Origin of the sequence: Achromobacter deleyi, assembly GCF_016127315.1 — a bacterium.
In the GTDB taxonomy this organism is placed as follows: domain Bacteria; phylum Pseudomonadota; class Gammaproteobacteria; order Burkholderiales; family Burkholderiaceae_B; genus Achromobacter; species Achromobacter insuavis_A.
Map to the genome: position 1 here is coordinate 188,402 of NZ_CP065997.1, position 22,855 is coordinate 211,256.

At 67.0% G+C, this 22,855-nt stretch carries 16 protein-coding genes and 2 tRNA genes; 4 read left to right on the plus strand and 14 right to left on the minus strand.

Annotated elements, in window-relative coordinates:
• Positions 1 to 6: 6 nt before the first annotated feature.
• The 6 genes from I6I07_RS00725 to I6I07_RS00750 all read right to left on the minus strand — a co-directional run bounded on the left by I6I07_RS00725 (position 7) and on the right by I6I07_RS00750 (position 11,049).
• Entirely contained in the window at positions 7 to 1,971 is a 1,965-nt protein-coding gene (locus tag I6I07_RS00725; protein ID WP_198485364.1) for a vWA domain-containing protein, read from the minus strand.
• Positions 1,968 to 2,954 carry a hypothetical protein gene (locus I6I07_RS00730; protein WP_198485365.1) on the minus strand — a complete coding sequence of 329 codons (987 nt, stop codon included), beginning with the start codon at positions 2,952 to 2,954 and terminating at the stop codon, positions 1,968 to 1,970. Before I6I07_RS00730 ends, I6I07_RS00725 begins: the two co-directional genes overlap by 4 nt.
• Before the next feature lie 3 nt (positions 2,955 to 2,957).
• Positions 2,958 to 5,654: a virulence factor SrfC family protein gene (locus I6I07_RS00735; RefSeq protein WP_198485366.1), complete on the minus strand. Its 2,697-nt coding sequence runs from the start codon at positions 5,652 to 5,654 to the stop codon at positions 2,958 to 2,960.
• Positions 5,655 to 5,672: 18 nt separating this feature from the next.
• Complete coding sequence (locus tag I6I07_RS00740) at positions 5,673 to 8,834, minus strand: virulence factor SrfB (RefSeq protein ID WP_198485367.1); 3,162 nt, start codon at positions 8,832 to 8,834, stop codon at positions 5,673 to 5,675.
• A 19-nt stretch (positions 8,835 to 8,853) separates the two neighbouring features.
• Positions 8,854 to 10,236 (minus strand): SrfA family protein, encoded by a 1,383-nt coding sequence (locus I6I07_RS00745; protein ID WP_198485368.1) that lies wholly within the window; start codon positions 10,234 to 10,236, stop codon positions 8,854 to 8,856.
• 728 nt (positions 10,237 to 10,964) lie between these two features.
• Positions 10,965 to 11,049 (minus strand) — tRNA-Leu (locus I6I07_RS00750).
• Positions 11,050 to 11,392: 343 nt separating this feature from the next.
• Between I6I07_RS00750 and I6I07_RS00755 the strand changes: the two genes are divergently transcribed.
• On the plus strand, positions 11,393 to 11,572 hold the full coding sequence (locus I6I07_RS00755) for a hypothetical protein (protein WP_006393307.1): 180 nt from the start codon (positions 11,393 to 11,395) through the stop codon (positions 11,570 to 11,572).
• A gap of 91 nt (positions 11,573 to 11,663) precedes the next feature.
• Here I6I07_RS00755 and secG read toward each other — a convergent pair whose 3' ends face one another.
• From secG to I6I07_RS00770, 3 genes are all read right to left on the minus strand, one after another.
• Positions 11,664 to 12,146 (minus strand): preprotein translocase subunit SecG, encoded by a 483-nt coding sequence (gene secG, locus I6I07_RS00760; protein WP_198485369.1) that lies wholly within the window; start codon positions 12,144 to 12,146, stop codon positions 11,664 to 11,666.
• Positions 12,147 to 12,167: 21 nt separating this feature from the next.
• The gene (gene tpiA / locus I6I07_RS00765; protein ID WP_198485370.1) at positions 12,168 to 12,914 is read right to left on the minus strand and encodes a triose-phosphate isomerase; all 747 of its coding nucleotides are present in this window, start codon (positions 12,912 to 12,914) and stop codon (positions 12,168 to 12,170) included.
• A gap of 128 nt (positions 12,915 to 13,042) precedes the next feature.
• Positions 13,043 to 14,020, minus strand: a complete 978-nt coding sequence (locus I6I07_RS00770) for an NAD(P)H-quinone oxidoreductase (protein WP_198485371.1) — start codon at positions 14,018 to 14,020, stop codon at positions 13,043 to 13,045.
• Positions 14,021 to 14,141: 121 nt separating this feature from the next.
• Here I6I07_RS00770 and I6I07_RS00775 point away from each other — a divergent pair.
• A tRNA-Ser gene (locus I6I07_RS00775) sits at positions 14,142 to 14,231 on the plus strand.
• Between the two features lie 166 nt (positions 14,232 to 14,397).
• On the opposite strand, the gene I6I07_RS00780 is transcribed toward I6I07_RS00775, so the two are convergent.
• From I6I07_RS00780 to I6I07_RS00800, 5 genes are all read right to left on the minus strand, one after another.
• Positions 14,398 to 15,660, minus strand: a complete 1,263-nt coding sequence (locus I6I07_RS00780; protein ID WP_198485372.1) for a hypothetical protein — start codon at positions 15,658 to 15,660, stop codon at positions 14,398 to 14,400.
• An 80-nt stretch (positions 15,661 to 15,740) separates the two neighbouring features.
• On the minus strand, positions 15,741 to 16,667 hold the full coding sequence (locus I6I07_RS00785) for a hydroxymethylglutaryl-CoA lyase (protein WP_198485373.1): 927 nt from the start codon (positions 16,665 to 16,667) through the stop codon (positions 15,741 to 15,743).
• Between the two features lie 29 nt (positions 16,668 to 16,696).
• Positions 16,697 to 17,656, minus strand: a complete 960-nt coding sequence (locus I6I07_RS00790) for a Bug family tripartite tricarboxylate transporter substrate binding protein (RefSeq protein ID WP_061072265.1) — start codon at positions 17,654 to 17,656, stop codon at positions 16,697 to 16,699.
• Between the two features lie 73 nt (positions 17,657 to 17,729).
• Complete coding sequence (locus tag I6I07_RS00795) at positions 17,730 to 18,953, minus strand: CaiB/BaiF CoA transferase family protein (RefSeq protein ID WP_198485374.1); 1,224 nt, start codon at positions 18,951 to 18,953, stop codon at positions 17,730 to 17,732.
• A gap of 181 nt (positions 18,954 to 19,134) precedes the next feature.
• A complete protein-coding gene (locus tag I6I07_RS00800) occupies positions 19,135 to 20,049 on the minus strand; it encodes a LysR family transcriptional regulator (RefSeq protein ID WP_198485375.1) in 915 nt (304 codons plus the stop codon).
• Between the two features lie 159 nt (positions 20,050 to 20,208).
• Here I6I07_RS00800 and I6I07_RS00805 point away from each other — a divergent pair, with 159 nt between their 5' ends.
• Positions 20,209 to 21,258: an RDD family protein gene (locus tag I6I07_RS00805; RefSeq protein ID WP_232625845.1), complete on the plus strand. Its 1,050-nt coding sequence runs from the start codon at positions 20,209 to 20,211 to the stop codon at positions 21,256 to 21,258.
• A 27-nt stretch (positions 21,259 to 21,285) separates the two neighbouring features.
• Positions 21,286 to 22,821 carry a tetratricopeptide repeat protein gene (locus tag I6I07_RS00810; RefSeq protein WP_198485376.1) on the plus strand — a complete coding sequence of 512 codons (1,536 nt, stop codon included), beginning with the start codon at positions 21,286 to 21,288 and terminating at the stop codon, positions 22,819 to 22,821.
• Positions 22,822 to 22,855 lie beyond the last annotated feature (34 nt).

Sequence of the window (22,855 nt, forward strand, 5' to 3'; positions counted from 1 at the left end):
ATCCGCTCAGGGCATCATTTCCAGCGGCACGGGATAGACGTAGTCGCGCGGATCGCTGTTTGGCGCCAGGGACACCCAGCGGTCGACATCGGCGTTGTACACCTGATAGTGCCGCAGCTTGGTCGCCAGGTTGCGGATGAATTTTTCCTGTGCCAGGCCGTCCCAGCTCTTCCAGGTCTCTTCATCCAGGTTCAGCACCTCGCTCTGGTAGGGCAGCCCTTCCAGATACTCTTTCATGAAGCCCATTTCCGACAGCTTCTTGCCGGACTTCTTCAGCTGGTTCGGGTCCGCCCCCATGGTGGCCGCCACATTGCGCAACTGATTGAACATCTCGGTCGGCGAAATCAGCCCCTGGTTGGCGGCATCGACGATCTTCTTCATGACGTCGTTGAGATCGCTGAGCTGCCCCTTGGTCAGCAGCACGCGCACATCGGTCGTGGGCAGGGTCTGCTTGATGAGGTCGCGGTCGCTGATCCAGGCCTGGAACACGGGCGGCGCCTTGGCCCCGATGCGCTCGCCCAGGTAGGCCAGCTTCATCGCGTTGCCGACCAGCGCGGCGTCCTGCGCCAATTTCTCGTCGGCGGTCTGGGGCCGCTTGCCGGGGTCCGTCGCGTTGGCGGCGCTACCCACCGCATCCTCGCCCTGGTAGGCCGACTTCACCTGCTGCGTGATCGCTTCGGACAGCGCATCGACCTTCTTGCCGAACTCGTTCACGTCGCCCGCATTGACCGGGTAGTACAGCGACAGATTGGTGCCGCCATACGTGGACAGGTTCCGGTACTGGGCTTCGGCGTGCGCGTGGTTCTTGACGCCCGCGGGCGTCTTCAGGTGCAGCGTGTAGATGGCCACGCCCGGCTTGGCCGCCTCCAGCCGGACCTGGCTGGCGCTCATGCCGGTCGAGGACAGCTTATCGGTGCCCTCGATCGCGCCGGCATCGGTGATCAGCACCACGTAGCGCGCGCCATAGGGCCGCCAATCGATGCTGTTGATGGCATCCATCACGCCGGCATAGGCATCTTCATCGAACAGGCTGCTGGACACCTTGGCCTGCTTGAGGTCGGCCACCTTGGACATGAAGTCCGCGCCGTCCTTGATCTTGTTCGGATCCGCATAGATCTTGCTGACGTATTCCAGTCCAGGAACCGCCTTGGTGCTGGAGCGGAAGGCCACCAGGCCGAACTTGACCTTGTCGCCCAGGTTCTCGGCCTCGACCTTGGCGTAGATCTTCTTGACGGCCTCCCGGGTACGTTCGATATAGGGATCCATCGACACGGTGGAATCGATGACGAACACCACCGCCGAACTGAACTCCTTGATCTGCTTGGTCCGCTCCTGCTCCGTGGACTGGTCCTGGGCCGCCTTGGCGGGGTCCGCGGTACTGCCCGCGCTGACCGACGCCACATTCAACACGCGCACCCGCACGTTCTGTTCGGTCATGACCTCTTCGCCGCTGAGAATGGGCAGCAGGTAGAAGTTCTTGGCCATGTCGACGAACAGCTCGGGTTCCTGGGCCACGATACCCGGCGCCTGTCCCTTGGTCTTGAGCTGCAGGCGCGTCGGCGCGATTTTCTCGACCGGATCGATCGCGTTGAGGACCGCGTCCAACGCCGGCCTGTCCTTGAAGAACAGCGTGCGATCGCGTCCCGCCGGATTGGTGAACGCCAGGGACATCTGCATTTTCCAGTCGACCGCGCAGGACCGGTCGAGCCAGCCGAGCGTCTTGCCGAAGGAATCAGGTCCGATCTGTACCCAGTCCTTGCCGCCGGCGTTTCGGCTGGCATAGACATAGAACCGGCTGAAGGTGGGCTGCACGGCGCCCGCCTTGCCTTCCGGGGCGTCATACAGCGCGCAGCCCGGCGTGGTCAACACCCGCTGGTACAGCGTTTTCTTGCCTTCCTGCAGCAGGGGCGGCGCGGCGTGCGCCATGCTGGCCAGGCCGACCAGACTCAGAGCCAGGGCAATCTTCCTCATTTCGGCAAATCCTTCAGGCGCGCCTGCGCCTGCGCGTTGTCCTTGTCCTTTTCCAGCACCGCCTGGTACCAGTACGCGGCCGTGGCGCCATCGGCCTTGAAGCAGGCGTTTTCCTTGTAGGTCGCGGGGTCGTATTCCTGGGCATAGGCCATCGCGATGCGCACATCGCCGCCCTGCGCCCGATTGGCATACAGGCGTTGCGCGATCGAGCACTTGCCCGCTTCACGCGCGGCCTGGATGATGGCCAGCATCGCCGCCGAATCCTTCACGTCACGCACGCAATCCTGCACGAAGGTCATTTCCGGCGCCAAGGCCATGCTCTCCTTGGAGCAGGCCACGGCGGCCGGCTCGGCCGCGGGCGCCGGGGCCTGCGTGATCGGCTTGGCCGGGGGCTCGGCGGCCTCGCCCCGCATCAGGAAGAACCAGGCGGCCACACCCGCCGCCACGAGCAGGGCCAGCAGGCCGCCAATGATGGCCCCCGTGGGCCTGGCGCGCGGCGGCGGCGTGGCCTGCCCGGCGTCGGCTTGCGCCTCGACCGGCGCCGGAATCGGGTCCGGCGTGGCAAGCGGCGCGGGGGCCTTCGGCGCGACATCGACGATGCTCGCTTGCGCGGGCGCCTCGCCGGCCGCCGAGGACGGCGTCACTTCATGGGGAATCTGGCGCACGGGATAGCGCATCGGCACACCGCCGGGCCGGCGCACCTCGATCAGGAAGGACGCGTTGCGCTTGGCTTCGAGTACGGCGTCAACGATGGCGGGACCGACCTCGATGACCAGCCGGTCCTCGCGCGCCACGCCATTGCCGAACCGCAGCCACTGTTGTTCACCACCCCATTTGCCCTGGGCATCCAGGTGCGCCGGGGAAGCATTGCGCCGGATGCTGATTTCGACATCCGACGCGTCGCCGCTCCAACCCTCGACCTGAAGCTCGGCATGGCCAGGCCGCCGGCTCGGCAGCGGATTAAATGAAACAAATACAGCCATGTGTCATCCCTTCCTGATGTCGGCAATAATCGCGCCCAGCGCCTCGTTCTGTTCGTCGCTGATTTCCTGCCCGGCCGTGTAGCCGGCGTTCTTGACGATCATGTCGACCAGGCACGACACCCAGTCCTTCAGGAATTCGCGCCCCTTGCCCATGTCGTTCTTCTCGGGCAGGTCGGGCAGGCCGGAGGCGGCATCAAGCACTGCCGTCTTCGCGAACACCTTGCCGCCCGCCACGGACGCGCTGGCGGGCTTGTCACCCTCGTTCATGTCCAGATAGCCCAGCCACGCGATGAAATCGCGCAGCACCATCTGCACCCGCAACACCTGGCTCATGACCATCTGGTCGCGCTTGGATGCACTGTCCGTGCGCGCCAGCAGGCTGCGCAGCATCTTTTTCGGCAGGGATTGGCCGCTGGCGTCCTCCCGATAGGCGGCATTGCGCAGCTCGTCGACGACGATCTCCAGGATGTCGCGGGGAATGTTCTTCAATATCGCGTGCTGGCGCGTGCGGGCCGGAATCTCGCTCAAGTGATTCAGCCACAGCTTGAACGCGGCATCGGCGAACCAATGTTCGTACGTATCCACGGCCTGCGCCGCAACGGCCGGATCGGCCGGCGCGGTTTCCGCCGTTCCGGGGTCCAGCAGGCTGGCGAACAGATCGTCGGCCTCGCCGCCGGACACGCTTTCCACCGCGGGCTGCGCCGCTTGTGCCTGAGGCACGTCGGCGCCGCTCAGATAGAGGCTGCGCAGCGCTTCGCCCGGCAGTTCCAGAGCGGACATCAGTTCCGACAGCAGGAAATACGCCTTGGGGTTGTCGGCGATCGCCCGCAGCGCGGGGCCGACCTTGTCGGCCAGTTCCCGCTTCTTTCTCCTGGCGCCTTCGGCATCGCTGCCTTCGCGATGGAACAGGCCGACGCCCACGTCCACGATTTCGTGATGCGCATCGCCAATCTGCCTGCGCAGGCGAGCGAGCTTGAATTCAATATCGCCGATGTCCGCGATGGACGCGGCCAGGCGGCCCATGCCGCCATCGTCCAGCCGCATCATGTCGTCCCAGGCCTGGCCGGCGTGGGGAAAGCGGCTACGCAACACATCCGCCCCGACAAAGCTGTCGCGCATCTGCTCCAGGATGCCTCGCTTGTCGGACAACACCTCGATTTCTTTGTTGCCCTGCTTGACCGTGAAATCCGTGTAGGAAGGCGTACGCACCAGGAAGGTATTGCTGAAGGGCTTGCCGCCCTTCCAGTCGCGCATGAAGTCCAGGCTTTCATAGATCTTGAAAGCGATGTCGTTCAGGCCCTTCCACTCCTGATGCCACTTGTCCTGCTTCTGCAGCATGTCGGTGATGCGCGCATTGAACATGGTCACGGCCCACAGCAAGCCGGAGCGCTCGGTGCGGTCCCGGGCGCTTTCTCCCTGCGTGCGCCGGACCCAGAGGTCGAGCACCGGCACCACGGCGCTGGTCTCGGGCTGCTTGTGCGCGGGCGTGCACAGCACCAGGCCATTCATTTCCTGGTTCTCGGTGTACAGCTCGAACAGGTACGCCACCTTCCCGCGGCGCAACAGTTCGCCCACGGGATTGTTCGGAATTTCGCTCAGCCTGGCCTTGTCGTAACGGCCCCGATAGCCCGGAAAGTCCAGCAGGTCCACGGTTTCGAGGCTGGTTTCCCGCGGCGGATTCGCCAGCGGAAACACCAGCTCCGTCGTCAGCACGGCCAGGTGCGAACGCCGGATCGAAACCGGTTCGCCCAGCGCGCCGCCTTTCAGCCCGCGCACCTTGATCGTGGTGCCGTCGCCGCCGCCGATCTGGTCCAGCATCGTGACGTTCATGATGCTGGGCGGCCCCTCGCGGCTGTCCCGCACGGCGTCGAGCGGGATATGCGCGGCGCCCACATGGCCAAGGGTGTTCAAGCTTTCGGCGATCTGCGCATAGACCTCCGTCAGCGTCCGTTCCTCGCCCCAGAGGATGGAGAAGAATTCCGCGCGCTCTCCGGAGGACAGGCGCGGCGCCAGCGCGGCGGCCTGCGCCCAGTAACCGCTCTTCAGGTCGCCTTCCAGGGCGCGGACGTGATTGCCGAACGACTCCGAAACATAGTCCCACAGGGAAACGACATCATCGGCGTCCACGCCCGGATGGATGTTCTCCAAACCGCGCCCGGCGAAACGCTCCAGCATCGACTTGACGCGGTTGCCGTCGATCTTGTATTCGACCTTGCCCTGATCGAAATCCTTGAACCAGGCATTGGCCAGAATCTTCGCCAGATCGATTTCCCGGAACAGGCGGACCTCGATGGGATAGGCCTTGTCCTGGATAACGGGCTTGACGCGCGTGAACCTCGTCACCAGGCCGGTGGCCTCGCTGCCGCCTCCCGAAGGATTGACCGACTCCAGGAAGTCGACATGCTGGCCGTCGTAATCGGCCTCCAGCCGGCCGTTCTCGCTCGCGGCCAGCGTGGAAATCAGATAGGACTTGCCCGCCTGCGACAAACCGAAAAAGCCGATGGCCATCGGGTGCCTGGCGGCCCGCTCGAGATTGCGCGCCTTGTTGCCTGTGCGGCGCAGGCCGCGGATCAGGCCATCGGCCTTATCGTCGAGTTTCCTGGAATTCGCCCGGACCGCGTCGATCCATGCAATCGCACGGCCCGCACCCTCGTGGATCGCGCGCCATTGGTGGGCCAGTTTTTCCTGAGATTCGCTCATTTCGACATCAATCCTGAATCAACCTTTCACGCTGCCGCTATCCAGCCAGTAGAAATTCGCCTTCCCGATCCTGAGCTGGGTATTGAGCTGCAGGCGGACTTCGGGCCGGGTGCCTCCGTCATCGGTGATGGGCGCGGTCTTGGCGATCAACAGCCGGTCGCTGATCAGGCCGGCCTTGCGTTCGTGCTCGGTGGGCTTGGCCACCTTGAAATACACCCGGCCCGACGCATGCGACTTGTTGGGGTTGGACTCCTGCGAACGCTTGTAGTCCTGCTCCCACTGCCGGTCGAATCCCAGCACGTACATCGGCGTGGCGGGCCAGCGCTCGGCCTTGAGTTGCCGATAACCCAGGCGGGCGGTGTTTTCCATCTTGAAGGGAATGACGACGCCCTCTTCGTCCACCGGCAATTCGATGCTCTGGTCCATCGACGTCTTGCCATCCTCCGACTGCCGCGTCCGGATATCGGAAAACAGCACGTTACCCAGCTTGAGCATGTTGTCGTTGCCGATCTCGCCGAAATAGCGGACCAGCGGCTTGGGTCGAAGCGTGCTCGTATTGATCTTGAACGTCGGGATGCGGTTGTTCTCGCACAACCAGATCACCATGGCGCCGACCGAGGCGGTGGTCTTGGGGTCGTCGATGCACCCGGCCTTGCGGAACGGGAACCAGTCTCCGGTGCGGTAGTTGTGCATGGGCACGAGGCGCCCGGGCGGCAACGGCACCGCCTTGCGGATGACGGCCTGCACCCCGGGCAGAACGGATGGCCTGCCGGTCAGCAACAGCACGTCGCAGTCGAAATAGTTGACGATTTCGCACAGATTTCGCAGCGTGTTGCAGATATCCAGATTGTCCGTCAGGAAATCGAAGTGCATCTTGGGCGGATCGCAGACCAGCGGCACGCCCGCCAGATCGAAATCGACCGGCCGTCCCGCGGCTTCGTTCAACGCCTTGCCCACGAAACCACGCACGGCGGCGCTGAGCGGCGGCTTGTCGTGCAGCCATTCGCCGAAGGTCAGTTCCTTGCGCTCGGCCGGCTGCTCGGGATCGTAGTTTTCATATTCCTTGAGCAGCACCAGCGCCAGGGGATAGAAGCACTGCAAGGTGAGCTGCTGGCGCAGCAGGCGTTGCCTTTCGTCATCGCCCGTGCTGCCGCACAGCACATCCATCAACGCGGCGCCGTCCTTGGCGCCCGCGGCCTTCAATGCGGCTTCCAGATAAGGCAGCACGTACTTGCGGATGACTTCCAGCACGATGTCGTCGCCCGCCACCTTGAAGCCGTCGCGGAAGCGCTGCGTGGGGGTGATCGGAACGAAGCTGTTGGCGGATTGGCGCGAACTTCTGTCCAGCTTGTAGTCCGTGATGACCAGGTCGGTCGTGCCGCCGCCGATATCGAGCGAAGCCACCGTGATGCACTCGCGATCGCGCTTCTCGCGTCGCGCCAGCGTATCGAAGAACTCCTCGGCGTAGCCGCTGAAATTCGTCACGACTTCGGTATACAGGTAGACCAGCTGCCCGCACGTGGCCTCGTCCCATTTGATGACGATCTTGGGCAGCGTGACCACGAACAGGTCATGTTTCTCGTCTTCGGCGTCCTCGACGGGATCGCCATCGCCGGTATGCCAGCCCATGCTCTTCCAGAGCAAGCTGAGCGCGCGCTGCGCATGTTGCTTGAAAATGCCGCGCTCGACCTGCGGCATGCTCGGCGGCACGGTCAGGATGATGGCGCGCAGATAGCGCGGCAGCGTCCGGTCCTTCTTGCGTGAACGGTACAGCCAGCTGTTGATCTGCGAGACCGCCTGGGCGAACACCTCATTGAGCATGAACCCCATCAGCGAACTGCGTGTGTAGTGCGCTTCGAACGCCGGGAAACCGGAAGTTTCCTCGTCCTGGTAGAGCGGGCACGGACCGTACAGCGGGATGCCTCTCTCGTCGATCAGGTTCTTCAACGGACCGAGCGTCGCCCATTCCGGCGATCCGCCCTTGATCGTCGACGCATTGGGCCGCCAGCCCGACTCGTACGCGTCCTCGGCGTCCCACAGATAGCGCTTGGGGCTCGACAGCCCCGTGGAACCTTCGGTGCCTTCCTTGCGCGCGGCGAGATTGTTGGCCTCGGTGCCGACGCGCGCCATCGAGACCCACACGAACGCGTCATCCCGTCCGCCTTGCAACGACAGGTCGTCCTTGCCGAAGCTGACCGGCGCGAACTCCACCCGCGACTCGAACGGATGGTGGTAGACGCGCTCCGGTCGCGTCATGTCGCGCAGGGTCAGGAAGCTGTAGTCGTTCAGGCCGTTGTCGTTCTGCTTGTGCTCTTCGATCAGGATGCCGCAGGTGCGCGAATTGCCCACGTCCAGCACCAGGTCCACCGGCACGCTGCCGCCCTTGAGCACCTTGCAGCCATCGCCGTTGGGCGCCAGCATGTTCAGCACCTTGATGCGCGGCAGCTTGATCCTGACCTTGTCCTTCTGCTCCTTGTTCGAGCGCGTGGTCGGCGCGGACTCGCGCATCAGGCTCAGCAGGTTCAGGTAGTGGGCGATATGTTCCTTCTTGGCCAGCGCCCGTTCGATGTCACGGTTTTCCAGGTCATCGCGACGCTCGCGGAAGATGCTTTCGAGCCATTTGATGACCCATTCCTGCTCGTCCAGGAACCACTGCATTTCGTGCAGGTTGAAGGCCAGGCGAAACAGCGCGCCCGTCTCCATGTCTTCATCGTAGGGCTCGATGTAGTCGCGGGCGTCGTCGCGGGCGCGGGTACGCGTGTCGAACGCCAACGTCACGCGATGCGTGTTGCCATTGGCATCCGCCTCGTCCAGCTTGACGAGGCGCAGGCGCGCCCAGTTCTTGGGACCGCGGTCGAACTGGCTGTCCGACTTGTAGCGAAAAAAGGGCACCGGCAACCAGAAACCGTCGAAGAGCGCCAGGCTCTCCTGCATCGGCAGAGAAAACGCCGCCTTGGTCTCGAAGAAATTGCCCGGCCGGTCTTCGTAGCCGGGCTTGCCATCCTCGGGCACGTAGAGCCGGATGGGCATCCTGCCGGAAGGATGCATGCAGAATTCGCCTTCGGGCTCGCGCTTGAGATCGGGCAGCGCGCATGCCAGATCCAGGAACTGGACGCCCGTATTGCCGAAAAGCTCGACGTTGTCCTTGTCGGCATCGTAGGTATCAACAGGGGGCAGCATTGGCAAATACTCTCGACGATTAGGGTTGGGCGCGGCTCATTGCCATGGGGAAGCTCTCGTTCCCATAGTTGCCGTCGCACGCAGCGATATTGTTTGCGGCAGGTTTGCACTGGACCAGGGGCATATTGAACGTGCCGCCATCGCTGCACTTGGCCTCGCCACTATTGCTGATCGACAGCGAGCCCTTGTTCATGGCCGCGGAAACAGGCGCGACGCACTGCACGCCGTTATGGCGATTGAGCGTGACCTGCCCTTCGCCATTCTTGAACTGGTATTGCAGGCGCAACGGCTCGCCGGTATCCCGGTCCTGGATGCCCGCGCCGGCGCGCCAGTTGCCATTCAGGAAGTCCGCATTGCCGTCTGCCGCATTGGCCGGAATCTGCAAGGCATCCTTGGCTTCAGGTTGGGCAGGAGCGGCCGGCTTGCCTTGCTCCGCGCCACCTTCCGTGGCAGGCGGCCCCGGCTGGGGCTTCGCGGTGGCATCGCCCGCCCCTGGCGCATGCGCGTCGGGCACGGCCGTCGGTTGTGGCGCCGGCGCATTCGCCGCGGCGGGACTGGCAGGCGGCGAAGCGCTCTCGGGCGCCTTGCCGCCAACCGGAGCGGCCCCGTTCGAGGCGCCAACGCCCGACGTGCCCACGTTCGGCAGTCCCGGCGTGGACAACCTGGCGTCCGGCAATGCCGCATCGCGGGGCAGGTCGGCACGCGGGAGGCCAGGCAGGGAAAGACCGGGCATCAGGGTCGGCATGCAGGCGCGCAAGCCGAACAGCAATGCCAGCAGGGCCAGCAACAATGCCAGCCACATCCACCACCGCTTCCACCACGGAGTGACCGCCACGGCCGGGCGCGTTGCCGCGGGCATCGTATGGAGCCCGGGGGCCGTCGCGGCATCAACGACCGGCACGCGCGGTGACGATACGGAAGACTCGGGATGCAGGGTATGCAATGGGTCCGCGGAACGATCCGCTCCGCTGTGCACGAACCCCCAGAAGGTGATGACCGGCTGTCCGGCGACCAGGAACACGTAGCTGGGATCCGGGTGGTGCATCACCCACTTCAGCAGGCGCCCCAGCAACGCCGCGTCGTTGCCGCCGCCCTTGGCCAGGACGGCATCGCGCAGTTGGGCCACGCCCGCGCGCACCGACTCCAGCCGCGTCAACGCAGCGGCCTGTTCGCTGGCGGTCGCGGCACTCCAGGGGATCACGGAGCCGGGCCCGGGCGCGTACCAGTCTATGCGGCTGCCGTTCTCGCTCGACTGCGGCACCGCGAAATTCGCGAGCAGGTCGGGCCGCTTGCTTTTCAGGACGGTGAGGATCTGGCTCGCAACGAGATGAAGGGCCTGACCTCGCTCACCCAAGACATCGAATTGATCGACTTTCTCGCTACGCAGTTTTACGCCCAACATATTTTGTTACTTTTAGGTATGAGATCGTCAGAAGCAGAACAAACCACAACGCTAGTCCTGCCCTCTCATGCAGGCGCGCGTCCCATGATTTAATTTGGGACAGTGTCACATACTATCAGGAAAATATTAACAATGCGTCACAAAAACCTGCATCTGTATTTTCTGATTTTCTCGCGCCGTTGATATTGACGGCCTGCTCGCGCGACCGCAGTGTGACGGCGGCTTCAAGAAAGAATTGCGAAACAAGCAGTATTGGAAATACGGGTTATGGCGCTTGCGCCGCCCCTGATGGCGTGAAGCGAAATACCGCACGCCGTACGTTGCCGATGTTTTTACCGAAAGCAGGAAAGACTGCCCCCCGGACATTCTCGGCGCCTGCGCGCCCAGATGATCGGCGTTGGCCGCGTTTGAAGATTCCTGTAAAGGACGTCAACGGCGACAGGCCGCCGATCTGTTTGCGTCCTGTTCCGCGTTTTGCTCCACGTTTTGCCTCAGTATGGGCCGTGTCTCGTTCCAGTATGGGCCGCGCCCATTTTGATTTGAGGGATGGAATCTGTCCGACATGCGCGCGGCATGGCCGCATCCGTCTCCGCCCACGCGACCAGGGCCGCAGGGCATCAAGGAAACGGCGCGCAATAAAAAAACCCGCATCGTTGAAGATGCGGGTTTTTCAGCGATCCAGGCATTACCTGGAAAAAATTACCTGGAAAATTACCTGGAAAAATTCTTGGTGCCGACGGCGAGACTCGAACTCGCACAGCTTTCGCCACTACCCCCTCAAGATAGCGTGTCTACCAATTTCACCACGTCGGCTAACTTTTGCCAGAAAAGCCATGCTTTCCTGGAAAGTCGAACATTCTATCACGCAATTGGCGCTTCGCGTCAATTCGTCACGCCACGTCGGTCAGCTCCCGCCGCTGCCGGCCCACCACCCCTGCCAGCGCAACAAGCCCTTACAAGCCGCGCCGCGCCTGGCATCAATCTGTCATGTCGGCCGGCAATACTGGCGTCGCCGTGCGCACACCCGGGACCATCCCCCGGGGAATTCCCCCCCCCGGATATTCATATGAAAGGGAATTCGTTGGCGCGCATGCCCGGCCGGCTTACGATGCCAGCCATACACAACAGGGCCTCAGGCCCGTAGAAAGGCTCCACCATGCAACGTCTGATATCCCCGATCCTGACCCGCCGTCCCACGCTGCTCGCCGGCCCGCGCAGCTCACGCCGCTACGATGCCGTCGTGTCCCTGCGGGCCTACCGCGAAGCGCGCCTGCTGCGCGAATCCGCCGAGCGCATCCTCGCCGTCTCGGCGCGCCACATGCTGCCAGGCGCCTGAGCGCGCTGCAGGCAAGACCCTCGGCGTTCCCAGGCGGAACGCCATAGAAAAAGGCCGGCGATAGCCGGCCTTTTTCATGGGGTCGGGACGCTTACTTGGCGGGCGTCTCGGCCGGCTTGTCGCCAGCGGCGGGGGCCGGAGCCGACGGCACCGAGGCGTCCGGCGCCGAACCGGCGCCAGGAACCGACGAGGCCGCGCCCGGCACGGACGACGCGCCCGGCACCGACGATGCGCCAGCGCCTTGCGGAGCGGGCGCAGCGCCCGGCACCTGCGGCACGGAACGGTCGGCCGGGAAGTTCTGCATCACGCCGGACTCGACGGCCGGGCCGCTGGTGCCCTTGTGGCTGACATAGGCCAGGCCGGCCGTGGAAGCGAAGAAGACCACCGCGGCCCACTTGGTGGCGCGCGACAGGAAGTTGGCCGCGCCGGTGGCGCCGAACAGGCTGCCCGACGAGCCGCTGCCGAAAGCGGACCCCATGTCGGCGCCTTTGCCCTGTTGCAGCAGGACCAGCACGATGATAGCCAGCGCCGAGATCACTTGGACGGCCAGCAGAAGTTTGAGCATCAAGGGCATTACAGACTCCGGAACGGAAACTTAGATGGCGGCGATTCGCAAAAATTCTTCGGCCACGAGCGACGCGCCGCCGACCAGGGCTCCGTCGATATCAGTCATGGCGAACAAACTGGCGGCATTGGCAGCTTTGACGCTGCCGCCGTACAAAACCTGCACCTGGGCCACGCCCAGCGCGGCCAGGGCGGCGCGGATGGCGCCGTGGACTTCCTGCGCCTGCTCGGGGCTGGCGGTGCGGCCGGTGCCGATGGCCCAGACGGGCTCATAGGCCAGCACCATGCGCGACACGGCCTCGGCGCCCAACGCCAGCACCGGCTTGAGCTGCCGCTCGATCACGGCCAGCGTGTTGCCGCCTTCGCGGTCGGCCAGGGACTCGCCCACGCAGACCACCGGGGTCAGGCCGGCGGCCAGGGCCGCGCGGGCCTTGTCGGCGACCATCTGGTCGGTTTCACCGTGCAGCACGCGGCGCTCGGAGTGGCCGGCCAGCGCATAGCGGCAGCCGAATTCCTTGAGCATGGCGCCCGAGACTTCGCCCGTGTAGGCGCCCTTGTCGTGGGCGCTGACGTCCTGCGCGCCCCAGGACACGGCGCTGCCGGTCAGGGCCGAGGCGGCCTGCGCCAGGTACGGAAACGGAACGCAGACGCCGATTTCGCAATGGCTGGCGGCATCCGCGGCGCGCAGTTCGGTCAGCAACGCGGCGTTCTCGGCCAGGTTGCCGTGCATCTTCCAGTTGCCCAGCACGAGGCGGGAGCGGTGTTCGACTGAAGTCATGGCGCAAATGTCAGAATGGGTGAACCCGGGGGAAAAGCACCCGCCCACGGGCTGGCCTGGAAATAATTCCAGGCGAAACCCGTGATTGTATCCTGTTGCGCGGCGCCGCGCCGAACACCGCGCGTTTCTTACACGGTCAGGATGATTTTGCCGATGTTCTCGCCGCTTTCCATCATGGCGTGGGCCTGGGCGGCCTGGGCCAGCGGGAAGGTGGCGTGCACGATCGGCTTGATGGCGCCTTGCTCCAGCAACGGCCAGGCGTGCTCGCGCAGCGCCCGGGCGATGGCGCCCTTGAAGTCGACCGGACGCGGCCGCAGGGTCGAGCCGGTGATGGTCAGGCGGCGGCGCATGACCTGGCTGGTATCGACATTGGCCTGCGCCCCGCCCAGCTGGGCGATGATGACGATGCGGCCGTCGTCGGCCAGGCACTGCATGTCTCGGGCGATGTAGTCGCCGGCCACCATGTCCAGGATCACGTCGACGCCGCGGCCGCCGGTGGCGTCCTTCACTTCCTTGACGAAGTCCTGCGTCTTGTAATTGATGCCGCGCGCGGCGCCCAGGGCCTCGACCGCGCGGGCGCGGTCATCGCTGCCGACGGTGGCGTAGACGGTGTGGCCCATGGCGCGGGCCAGCTGGATGGCCGTGGTGCCGATGCCGCTGGCGCCGCCATGGACCAGCAGGATCTCGCCATCGGCCAGGCGGCCGCGGTCGAACACGTTGCTCCAGACGGTGAAGTAGGTTTCCGGCAGGCCGGCCGCCTCGATGTCGGACAGGCCCTTGGGGATCGGCAGGCACTGGGCCGTCGGCGCGACGCAGTATTCTGCATAGCCGCCGCCCGCGACCAGGGCGCAGACCTTGTCGCCCACCGCGAAGCCGCTGCCGGCCAGGTCGCCGCCGACGATCTCGCCGGCCACTTCCAGGCCCGGCAGGTCGGACGCGCCGGGAGGCGGCGCATAGTTGCCCTTGCGCTGGAATACGTCGGGGCGGTTGACGCCCGCGGCGCTGACCTTGATCAGGACTTCGCCCTTGCCAGCCTCGGGCGTGGGGCGTTCGGCGGGAACCAGGACCTCGGGGCCGCCCGGGCGGGAGATTTCTACAGCGTGCATCGCGTGCCTCCTTCGCAGCAAATGGATTATTATTGCGCCCTTTACGGCAAGTCGCGTTTTCGCCGGGTAGAGTGTTTGCCTGGCGGCCGGATTGCCGCTTCCGCAGTACATTGCGGCATCAGGAAGCGTGGCAGAGTGGTCGATTGCACCGGTCTTGAAAACCGGCAAGGGGTTAAACCCTTCGTGGGTTCGAATCCCACCGCTTCCGCCAGAAGACCGCCCACAGCCCCCCATCCCCCTTGGTTCGCCAACGTCGCCCGCCCGTGCCACGGCGGATCGGCGCGCTCGGCCTGTTCGCGCCCTTCGTGCCGCCGCTCGCCGACGGGAACGCGACGCCGTCGCGGCCTGAGCGCCAGCCAGACGAACGGCGACAAGTCCTATTTGTTGATGACGGCGCCGTCGCCGCGATGCTCGCGGCTGCCCGCCCTGGCCGGCGCCTCGGGCTGGGCCGTCGGCACGGCCTCCGGCCGCTGGCGCTGGATCTGCTCCAGCCGCTGCGCCGCCTCGTCGCCCTTCATCTCCGCCACCCGGCCACGCACCACCGCGTCCATGTACTGGCGCGTGAAGGGTTCGCCCACGCGCCAGGCGTCGCCCTCCTGCAAGAACTCGAAATCGCCTTCGAACACCTGCCAGTCGGCGCGACCGATGGCCGACATCAGCCGGTCGCGGTATTCGGCCTGCAGGCGGCATGACCACCTGCCGCCGCCAAGATCCTTGCAGTCGCCCAGCGGCTGCACATTGCGCACCGTGCGCGTATCGGTTTCCGGCGGCAGGCCCCTGCGCTCGCGCTGCCGGTCGTACGCCGCCCTGCGCGCCGCGCCCCGGGTCAGTTCGTCGAACGCCGCCGCGCCCTGCTCGAAGGCGGCGGCCAGCCGCGCCGCGCCGGCCGGCTGGCCGACGGCGCGCGGCTTGCCATCGGCGTCGAGCTGGCCGTAGCGGGCCCGCACCACGCGCGGATCCGCGCCGGCGATCATCATCTCGCCCTCGTCGTTCGGGCCGATGGTGTAGGCCAGGGAGGACGTGGCCTCGCCGGCCTTGAGCGTGGCGATGCAGCCACGCGACCGTTCGGGTTTGATGTAGCCGACTTCCTTCACATCCGAAAACGTCGCCAGGTACAGGTCGGCGGGCGCCGCGCCCCCGGCCAGCGGGTTGCGGGACATCTGCTGGATGCGCGAGGTGAACATGCTGGCGCGCAGGGTCTTCTGCACGTCGGCGTCATCGCACTGCGGCGGCGTGGCCGGCGCGAACAGATACCAGGCCACCGCGGCCACGGCGATCACGCCGCCGCCCAGCCAGGCCCGGCGCGGGCCGGGAAAGGCGCTCTTGAGCGCGACCTGGCGTATCTGCCGTTCGTATTCCTCGAGCTTGCGCTGCATCAGCGCGTCCATCTCGGCCAGCGCCTGGCGGCGCGTGGCATTGCCGGCGAAGGCGGCCTCGGTCACGGACAGCTCGCCGATGGCGGCCAGGTCCTCGTCGGACACGATGTGCTCGTCCACCAGCCAGAACAGCGCCTCGCCCAGCGAGGCCCAGGGTTCCGTGGTGGCCTCGCCCAGCCGCTGACGAGCGGCGTCGTGATGGTCCTGGCGGATGACGCCGTCGGTCAGCAGGCGGTCGAGCAACGGAGTGGAGACGATGGCCATGGGCGCGCGGCGGCGGACCGCCTGAATGAGGACGGCACATGATACCGCCGCCGTATTGCCGTCCGCCGCGCGGCGCCGGCTCAGGCGGCCAGGGCCACCGGGTACGTCCTGGGAATGCCCGCGGCGGCCACGCCGCTGCGCAAGGTCTCCTGCGGCAGCGATGCCGCCAGCAGGGCCCGCGCGGCCAGCAGCCGCGGCAGGTCCACGCCGGTGCGATAGCCCATGCTCTCCAGCATGAACACCAGGTCCTCGGTAACGATGTTGCCCGACGCCCCCGGCGCGAACGGGCAGCCGCCCAGCCCGCCAAGGCAGGCGTCGAAAGCGCGGATGCCTTCATCCAGGCCAGCCAGCGCGTTGGCCAGCCCCAGCCCCATGGTGTCGTGCAGGTGCAGCTTCACCAGCCGCGCGCCCACCGCGTCCTGCGCCGCCCGCACCGCTTCGCGCACGCCCGCCGGATGGGCGTAGCCGACGGTATCGGCCAGCGCGATCTCGTCGGCGCCGGCGCGCACCACCGCCGCGGCCACCTGAGCCACGCGGCGCACCGGCACCGCGCCTTCCATCGAGCAGCCGAAGGCCGTGGCGACCGCCACGTCCAGCCGCACCGGCCGCGCCTGCGCCCGCAGCCAGTCGGCGATGGCGGCCACGGCCTCGACCTGCGCGTCGGTGCCCTTGCCGACGTTGGCATGGCTATGCGTATCGCTGACGGACACGGGGATGGCGATCACGTGCGCGCCCGCCTCGTAGGCGGCGATGGCGCCCTTCAGGTTGCAGGCCAGCGCGCACACCGTCACGCCGTCGATGGCCAGCGCTTGCGGCAGTACCAGCCCGGTATCGGCCATCTGCGGCACCAGCCGCGGCGACACGAAGCTGCCCACCTCGATCTCGCGCAGCCCGGCCGCCGCCAGCTGCCGGATCCAGCGCAGCTTGTCGTCGGCGGCCATCATGCCGCGCGCCATCTGCAGGCCGTCACGCGGCCCGACCTCACACAACCTCACTTGCTGTTCCATGGCGTTTCCCTGGTCGAATGCCCCGGCCGCTATTGCTGCACCACGATGCCGGCGGTGGCGATGGTCTGGCGCGCCTTGCCGATGTCCGAACGGATCAGCGCGGCGAACTGCTCCGACGACACCGGATCGGCTTCCAGCCCCTGCGCGGCGAGCGCATCGCGCACGTCCTGGCGCGCCAGCAGCTTGTTGAAGTCGGCGTTCAGCCGCGCCACCACGGCGGCGGGCGTCTTGGCCGGCGCCAGCACGCCGTAGTAGGTCACCACGCTGAAATCCTTGTAGCCCAGCTCGGCCACGGTCGGCACATCGGGCAGCGCGGGATTGCGCTTGGGCGAGGTCACCGCCAGCGCGCGCACCTTGCCGGCCTTGATCAGCGAGGCCGCCGACGAGATCGACGAACCGGCGAACTGCAGGTGGCCGCCCATCAGGTCGGCCAGCGCCGGCGCCGAGCCCTTGTACGGCACATGCTGCATCTTGAAACCGGCCTCGTGCTGCAGCATCTCCATGGCGATGTGCACGCCGCCCCCCGTGCCCGAAGTGCCGTAGGACAGCGTGTTGGGCGCCTTGCGGGCCGCCTCGATCACCTCCGGCAAGGTCTTGTAGGGCGAGCTGTCGGACACCAGCAGCACCATTGGCGTGGTCGCCACCAGCGCCACCGGCACCAGGTCCTTGACCGGGTCGTAGGCCACCTTCATCAGCAGCGGAATCAGCGTGACGTTGTCGGACTGGCCGATCACCAGGTCATAGCCCTGCGCCGGCGCGCGCGCCGCCTCGGCCAGCCCCAGCGCCGTGCCGGCGCCCGGCTTGTTTTCGGGCACCACGGACCAGCCATTCAGTTCATGCAGCTTGTTGCCCATGAGGCGCCCGATGTAATCGGTGCCGCCGCCCGGCGTGGACGGAATGATGATGCGGATGGGCTTGCTGGGATAGTCCTGCGCGTGCGCCACGCATGCGACGGCCATCGCGGCCACCGCCAAGAGTCTGCGGATCATCGGATTGTCTCCTCTTTGATGGATGTCTTGGCGGTCTGGCGCCGCCTCGACGGGGACCGGCTCTACGGCCGGTTCATGTCTTGTCCTCGCAATGCACCACGCCCGCCGAGCGCAGGGCGTCGATGCGCGCGGCATCCAGCCCCAACCCTCGCAGGATGGCTTCGGTATCGCGGCCCTGGGCTGGCGGATCGAACCGCTTGCCGGCCTTCAGGCCATCGAATTCGATCGGCAACGCCGCCGCCGCGATTTCGCCGCCATCGGGCAGCGCGGTGGCCAGCAGCGCGCCGCCGGCGTTCAGGTGCTCGTCGTGCAGCAGGTCGTGCGGCTGGCGGATCGGACCGTACGAAAGATTGGCGGCTTCCAGCGCCGCGCACAATGCGTCGGTGTTCCAGGTCTTGAGGATCGCGCCCACGCCCGGCACCAGCCACGAACGCGCCGCCTCGCGGTCCACCGCGGTGGCCAGGCGCGGATCGGCGGCCCATTCCGGCGGCAGGAACTTCTGCGCGAAATTGCGCCATTGGGCATCGCCCACCACCGCCACGAACACCCGTCCGTCGGCGGTCTCGAAAACGTCGTACACGCCCCATGGCGGCTTGCGCTCCGCGCCGAAGGGCTTGGGCGCGGTGCCGGTCAATTGGTATTGCGCGATGAACTGGGCTACCAGCAGCAGGTTGTTCTCGAACAGGCCCGAGCGCACATGGCGGCCGCGACCGGTGAGGTGGCGGTCGTGCAGCGCGGCCAGCGCGCCCACCACGCCGAAGGTGCCGCCCAGGATGTCGTTGACCGACGCCGCCACCCGCTGCGGCGCGTCGGCGCCGCCGTTGATGTAGGCCAGTCCGCCCATCATCTGCACCACTTCATCCAGTGCGGTGCGGTGCTTGTAGGGGCCCGACAGGAAGCCCTTGAGCGACACGTAGATCAGCCGCGGGTTCTCGGCCGACAGCGAGGCGTAGTCCAGCCCGTACTGCGCCAGGCCGCCGTCGCGGAAGTTCTCCACCACCATGTCGGCCTGCAGCGCCAGTTGCCGCGCCAGCGCCTGCCCCTCGGTCGATTTCAGGTCGATTGACAGGCTCTGCTTGTTGCGGTTGAAGACGGGGAAGTAGCCGCTGCCCGAGCCCTTCAGGCGCCGCGTGCGGTCTCCGTCGATCGGCTCCAGCTTGATCACCTCGGCGCCCAGGTCGGCCAGCGCCAGGCCGGCGGCCGGCCCCATGATCATGTGGGACAGCTCCAGCACCTTGATGCCGCGCAAGGGCAATTCGCTGTGGTCCATGAAGGGTGAAGCCGGTGCTGCGTTCATCGACGTTTCCTCTGCCTGCGGCGTGAGGGCCCGGGCGCATGCCCCAGGGCCGGTACGCAGCCATCATCGCGGGCGCGGCGGCATCGTGAAAGCGGTCTTTCATGACCGGGGCATTCTCGTTTCGGAACGTCCGGGTAAGCCCTAGGCCCGTCCGCACGGCAAGGAACTTCGCACAGCGCCCCTAGGGCACGGCGCCCAGGTGCGCCAGCAGCGCGCGCGCCGCGGGCGTCAGCGCGTCGAGTTCGCGCACGGCGATGCACAGCGGCGTGCCCGACCAGGGGCCGGACAGGGCGATGAAGCGGATGTCCTGGCTGGCATGGCGCGGCTTCAGGTACATCGGCACCACCGCCACGCCCATGCCGCGCGCCACCAGGTTGCAGATAGTCTCGTGCGAGCTGACGCGGGCGCTGATGCGGCGCGTCACGCCGGCTTCGCGCGCGGCCTGTTCGAACACCGCGCTGATGCCGTTGTCGCGGTTCAGCTCGATCTGCTCATAGGGCAGCAGCTGCGCGTAATCCAGGATCTCGCTGTCGGCCAGCAGATGCTGGCCCGGCACCACCGCCGCCAGCTCGCAATAGCCGCAGGGAAACACCTGCAGGCCATCGTGACCGAAGTCCGAGCCCACGGCGACATCGGCGCGGCCCTGCAACACTTCCTGGAAGACCTGCTGCGTGGTGCTCTCCTCCAGCGCGATCTCGATCTGCGGATGGGCGCCGCGAAACGACTGGATCTGCGCCGGCAGCTCGCCCGACAGCGCCGCCACGCTGACGGCCAGCCGGATGCGGCCGCGCACGCCGGTGGCGAAACCCGCCATCTCGCGCCGCATGCGCTCCATCTGCTGCAGCACCCGCCGGGCGTGATCCGCCAGCGCCTGTCCGGCCGGCGTGGCCTGCACGCCCTTGACGTCGCGCGCCAGCAACGGCACGCCCAGGGCCTCCTCCATCTCGATCATGCGCTTGCTGACCGCGGACGGCACGATGTTCTCGCGCGCCGCGGCGCGGGCCAGGCTGCCCTCTTCCAGCGCCGCCAGGAACAGGCGCAGGGAAACCGGGTCGATATCGCGGGGATGGGCGGGGGTGGGCAACGGACGCTTCATGGCGGCAAGTGTCCCGCGTTGGCGGCTCGGGCCGGGATCGGGGTTTTCCCGAGCCGGCCATCCGGCGGGTCCGATACACTGCGCCTGGCCATTGCGCGGCGCCCCCGCGCGACGCAGGACACTCTCCGTTCGATCGGCAACCAGAATAAGACTCGCATCATGCAGTGCCCCAAATGCAATTGGCAGAACCCGGCCTCCCACACCCAGTGCTTCAGCTGCCACGCGCCTTTGCCCGCGCCGGCGGCCCCGCGCGCGCCCGCCGCCAACGTGCCGGCCCTCCCCGGCATCTGGCCGCGGCTGGCCGCGAGCGTGATCGACGCGGCCAGCATGATCGCCGCCATGTTCGCGTTCTCCGCCGCCGCGTCCCTCAGCTATGAAGCGTTGCTGGAGCGGCCCCGCCCCCTGACGCTCGTGCTGGCCGCCGGCCTGCTCGGCCTGCTGTTGCCCGCCTTGATGGACGCCTGGGGCTCCGGTTCGCCCGGCAAGCAGCTGCTCAAGCAACGCGTGGTCACGCGCGACGGGCGGAGTCCCGGCCTGCTGCGGTCCCTCTGGCGGCACCTGATGAAGTTCCCCCTGAACCTGGCCCTGCCCGGCGTGTTCCATCATATCCAGCAGGCCATGTTCGGCGAACGCGCCATGCACAACTGGGCCGCGGGCACGTACGTCGTCTCCAGCCGGGCCGATCCGCGGGCAATCCAGGCGGCCCTGGGCCAGACGCGCTCGATCACCGGCGCCGGCAAGTTCCTGTTGTTCGCCGCGGGCGCGGTGGTGCTGGTCCTGGCCGGCTTCGTGCTGGCCGCGTTGACGCTCGGTCCGCGCGACGCCGACAACCCCGTGGTGGCCGACGTGCGGCGCCTGGACCTGGTGTCGCAGCCGGTCCGGATGCTGGCGGAAAACCACTACCGCGGCACCGGCAAGTTCGCCGCGACCGCGCAGGACCTGGGCGTAACGCGCGAGTCGCTGGCCTCCAGCGGCTTTTCCAACCTCGAGCTGAATCCGGTCAATGGCGTGTTGCGCTTCACCATTGCCGGCCCCGCCGATGCCGATGACGCCTCGCCCCTGGCGGGCAAGCACCTGGTCTACCTGCCCGAGTTGCGCGCCGAACGCAAAGGCGGCGGCATCCGCCGCTGGCAATGCGGCAGCGACGACATCGCCGTGAGCGACCGCCATTACGGCTGCCGCCACGCCGCCGGCGCCGCCGCCCCCTGATGCCCGCTCGCCGCCCGAGAAATCCCCATGTCCAATCTGATCGAATCCATCCTGCGCGCCGATGACGGCAACGACACACCGCGCATGCTCGCGCTGTGCGAACAAGGGCTGCGGGAACAGCCGAATGCTGCCGTCATGTGGGCGTTGCGCGCCCGCTGCCATGCCAGGCGTGGGGCCACGGCCGCGCGCGACGCCGACCTGGCGCGGGCGTTGGCGCTCGATCCCCATTGCCCCGATGCCATCGCCGTGCAGGTAACGGCACGCTATGACGAGGGCGACCCGCAAGCGGCCTGGCGCCTGCTGCGCGACGCCAGCGAGCGCGCGTCGGGGCATTTCGGCTTGCTGCTGGCCGAAGCCTACCTGCTGATCAACGACCGCCGCCTGCAGGACGCCATCGACTGCTGGACCCGCGCGATCCAGCGGCGCCCGCAGGCCGGCGCGCCGCATTGCTACATCGCTTCCAACCTGGCCAATGCCGGACGCCACGATGAAGCCGTGCCCTACTTCGAACGCGCGGTCGCGCTTGCGCCCGGCAACGGCCGCTTCATGTACGACGCCGGCAACACCTATCGCCGCCTCGGCGACCTGCACAAGGCCATCGCCATGTTCGACCGGGCCCGCGCGATCCTGGGCGAGGAAAACGCCATCCAGCACAACCGCGCCTCATGCCTGCAGGCGCTGGGCCGCGATGCCGACGCGGTAGAAGAGTGGACCAGCCTGCTGCGCCGCGAACCCGACTGGGACTGGCCGCTGGAAGGCAAGGCCCGCTCGCTGCACCGCCTGGGCCGGGCCAGCGAGGCCGCCCCGCTGTGGCGCAAGCTGGACGCGCTGTCGGACAACGGCTGGGAAGGCCGCAAGGAACAGGCCCGCGAATATGTGCGCAGCGGCCACCCCGAGCTGGCGCAAGAGGCCCTGCGCGACCTGGATCCGCTAACCAGCGACGATGCCCAATTACTGTTCGTGGCCGGCAACGCGCAGCGCGACCAGCGCGAGTGGGAGCAGGCCCTGGCGTACTACCTGCGCGGCTACGAGCTGGCGCCGGACAGCGACTTCCTGCCCGGCAACGCCGCCGACATGCTCGGCCGCCTGGACCGCTACGAAGAAGCCCTGCCCCTGTCGGAAGTGGCGATCTCGCTGGACCCCGACTGGCTCAAATGGCGTCGCGTGCGCATCGACGCCTTGACCCATCTGGGTCGCGGCGCGGAGGCGGTGGCCGATGCCGAACGCGCGCTGCAACGCTGGCCCGACAACAGCATGCTGCAGGCCGACGCCGTCAACGCCCTGGCTGCCGCGGGCCGCCACGACGATGCGCTGGCGGCCTGCGACCGCCTGATCGCGATGGACCCGGATTTCCGCAGCTGGGCCCTGTTCTCGCGCGGCGAGATCTACGGCGCCATGAAGCGCCACGCGGAATCCGCCTCGGCATTCCGCCAGGCGGCCGCGGCCTACCAACAGAACGGCAAACCCCAATACCAGGAACTGTCGCTGGACAACGCCCTGGCGGCCGAACGGGCGGCCAGCGCGCCACGCGGCCTGCTGGGGCGGTTGTTCGGCCGCAAGTAGCCATCGCGGACGGCATGCCGCGCCGGATTCGGCG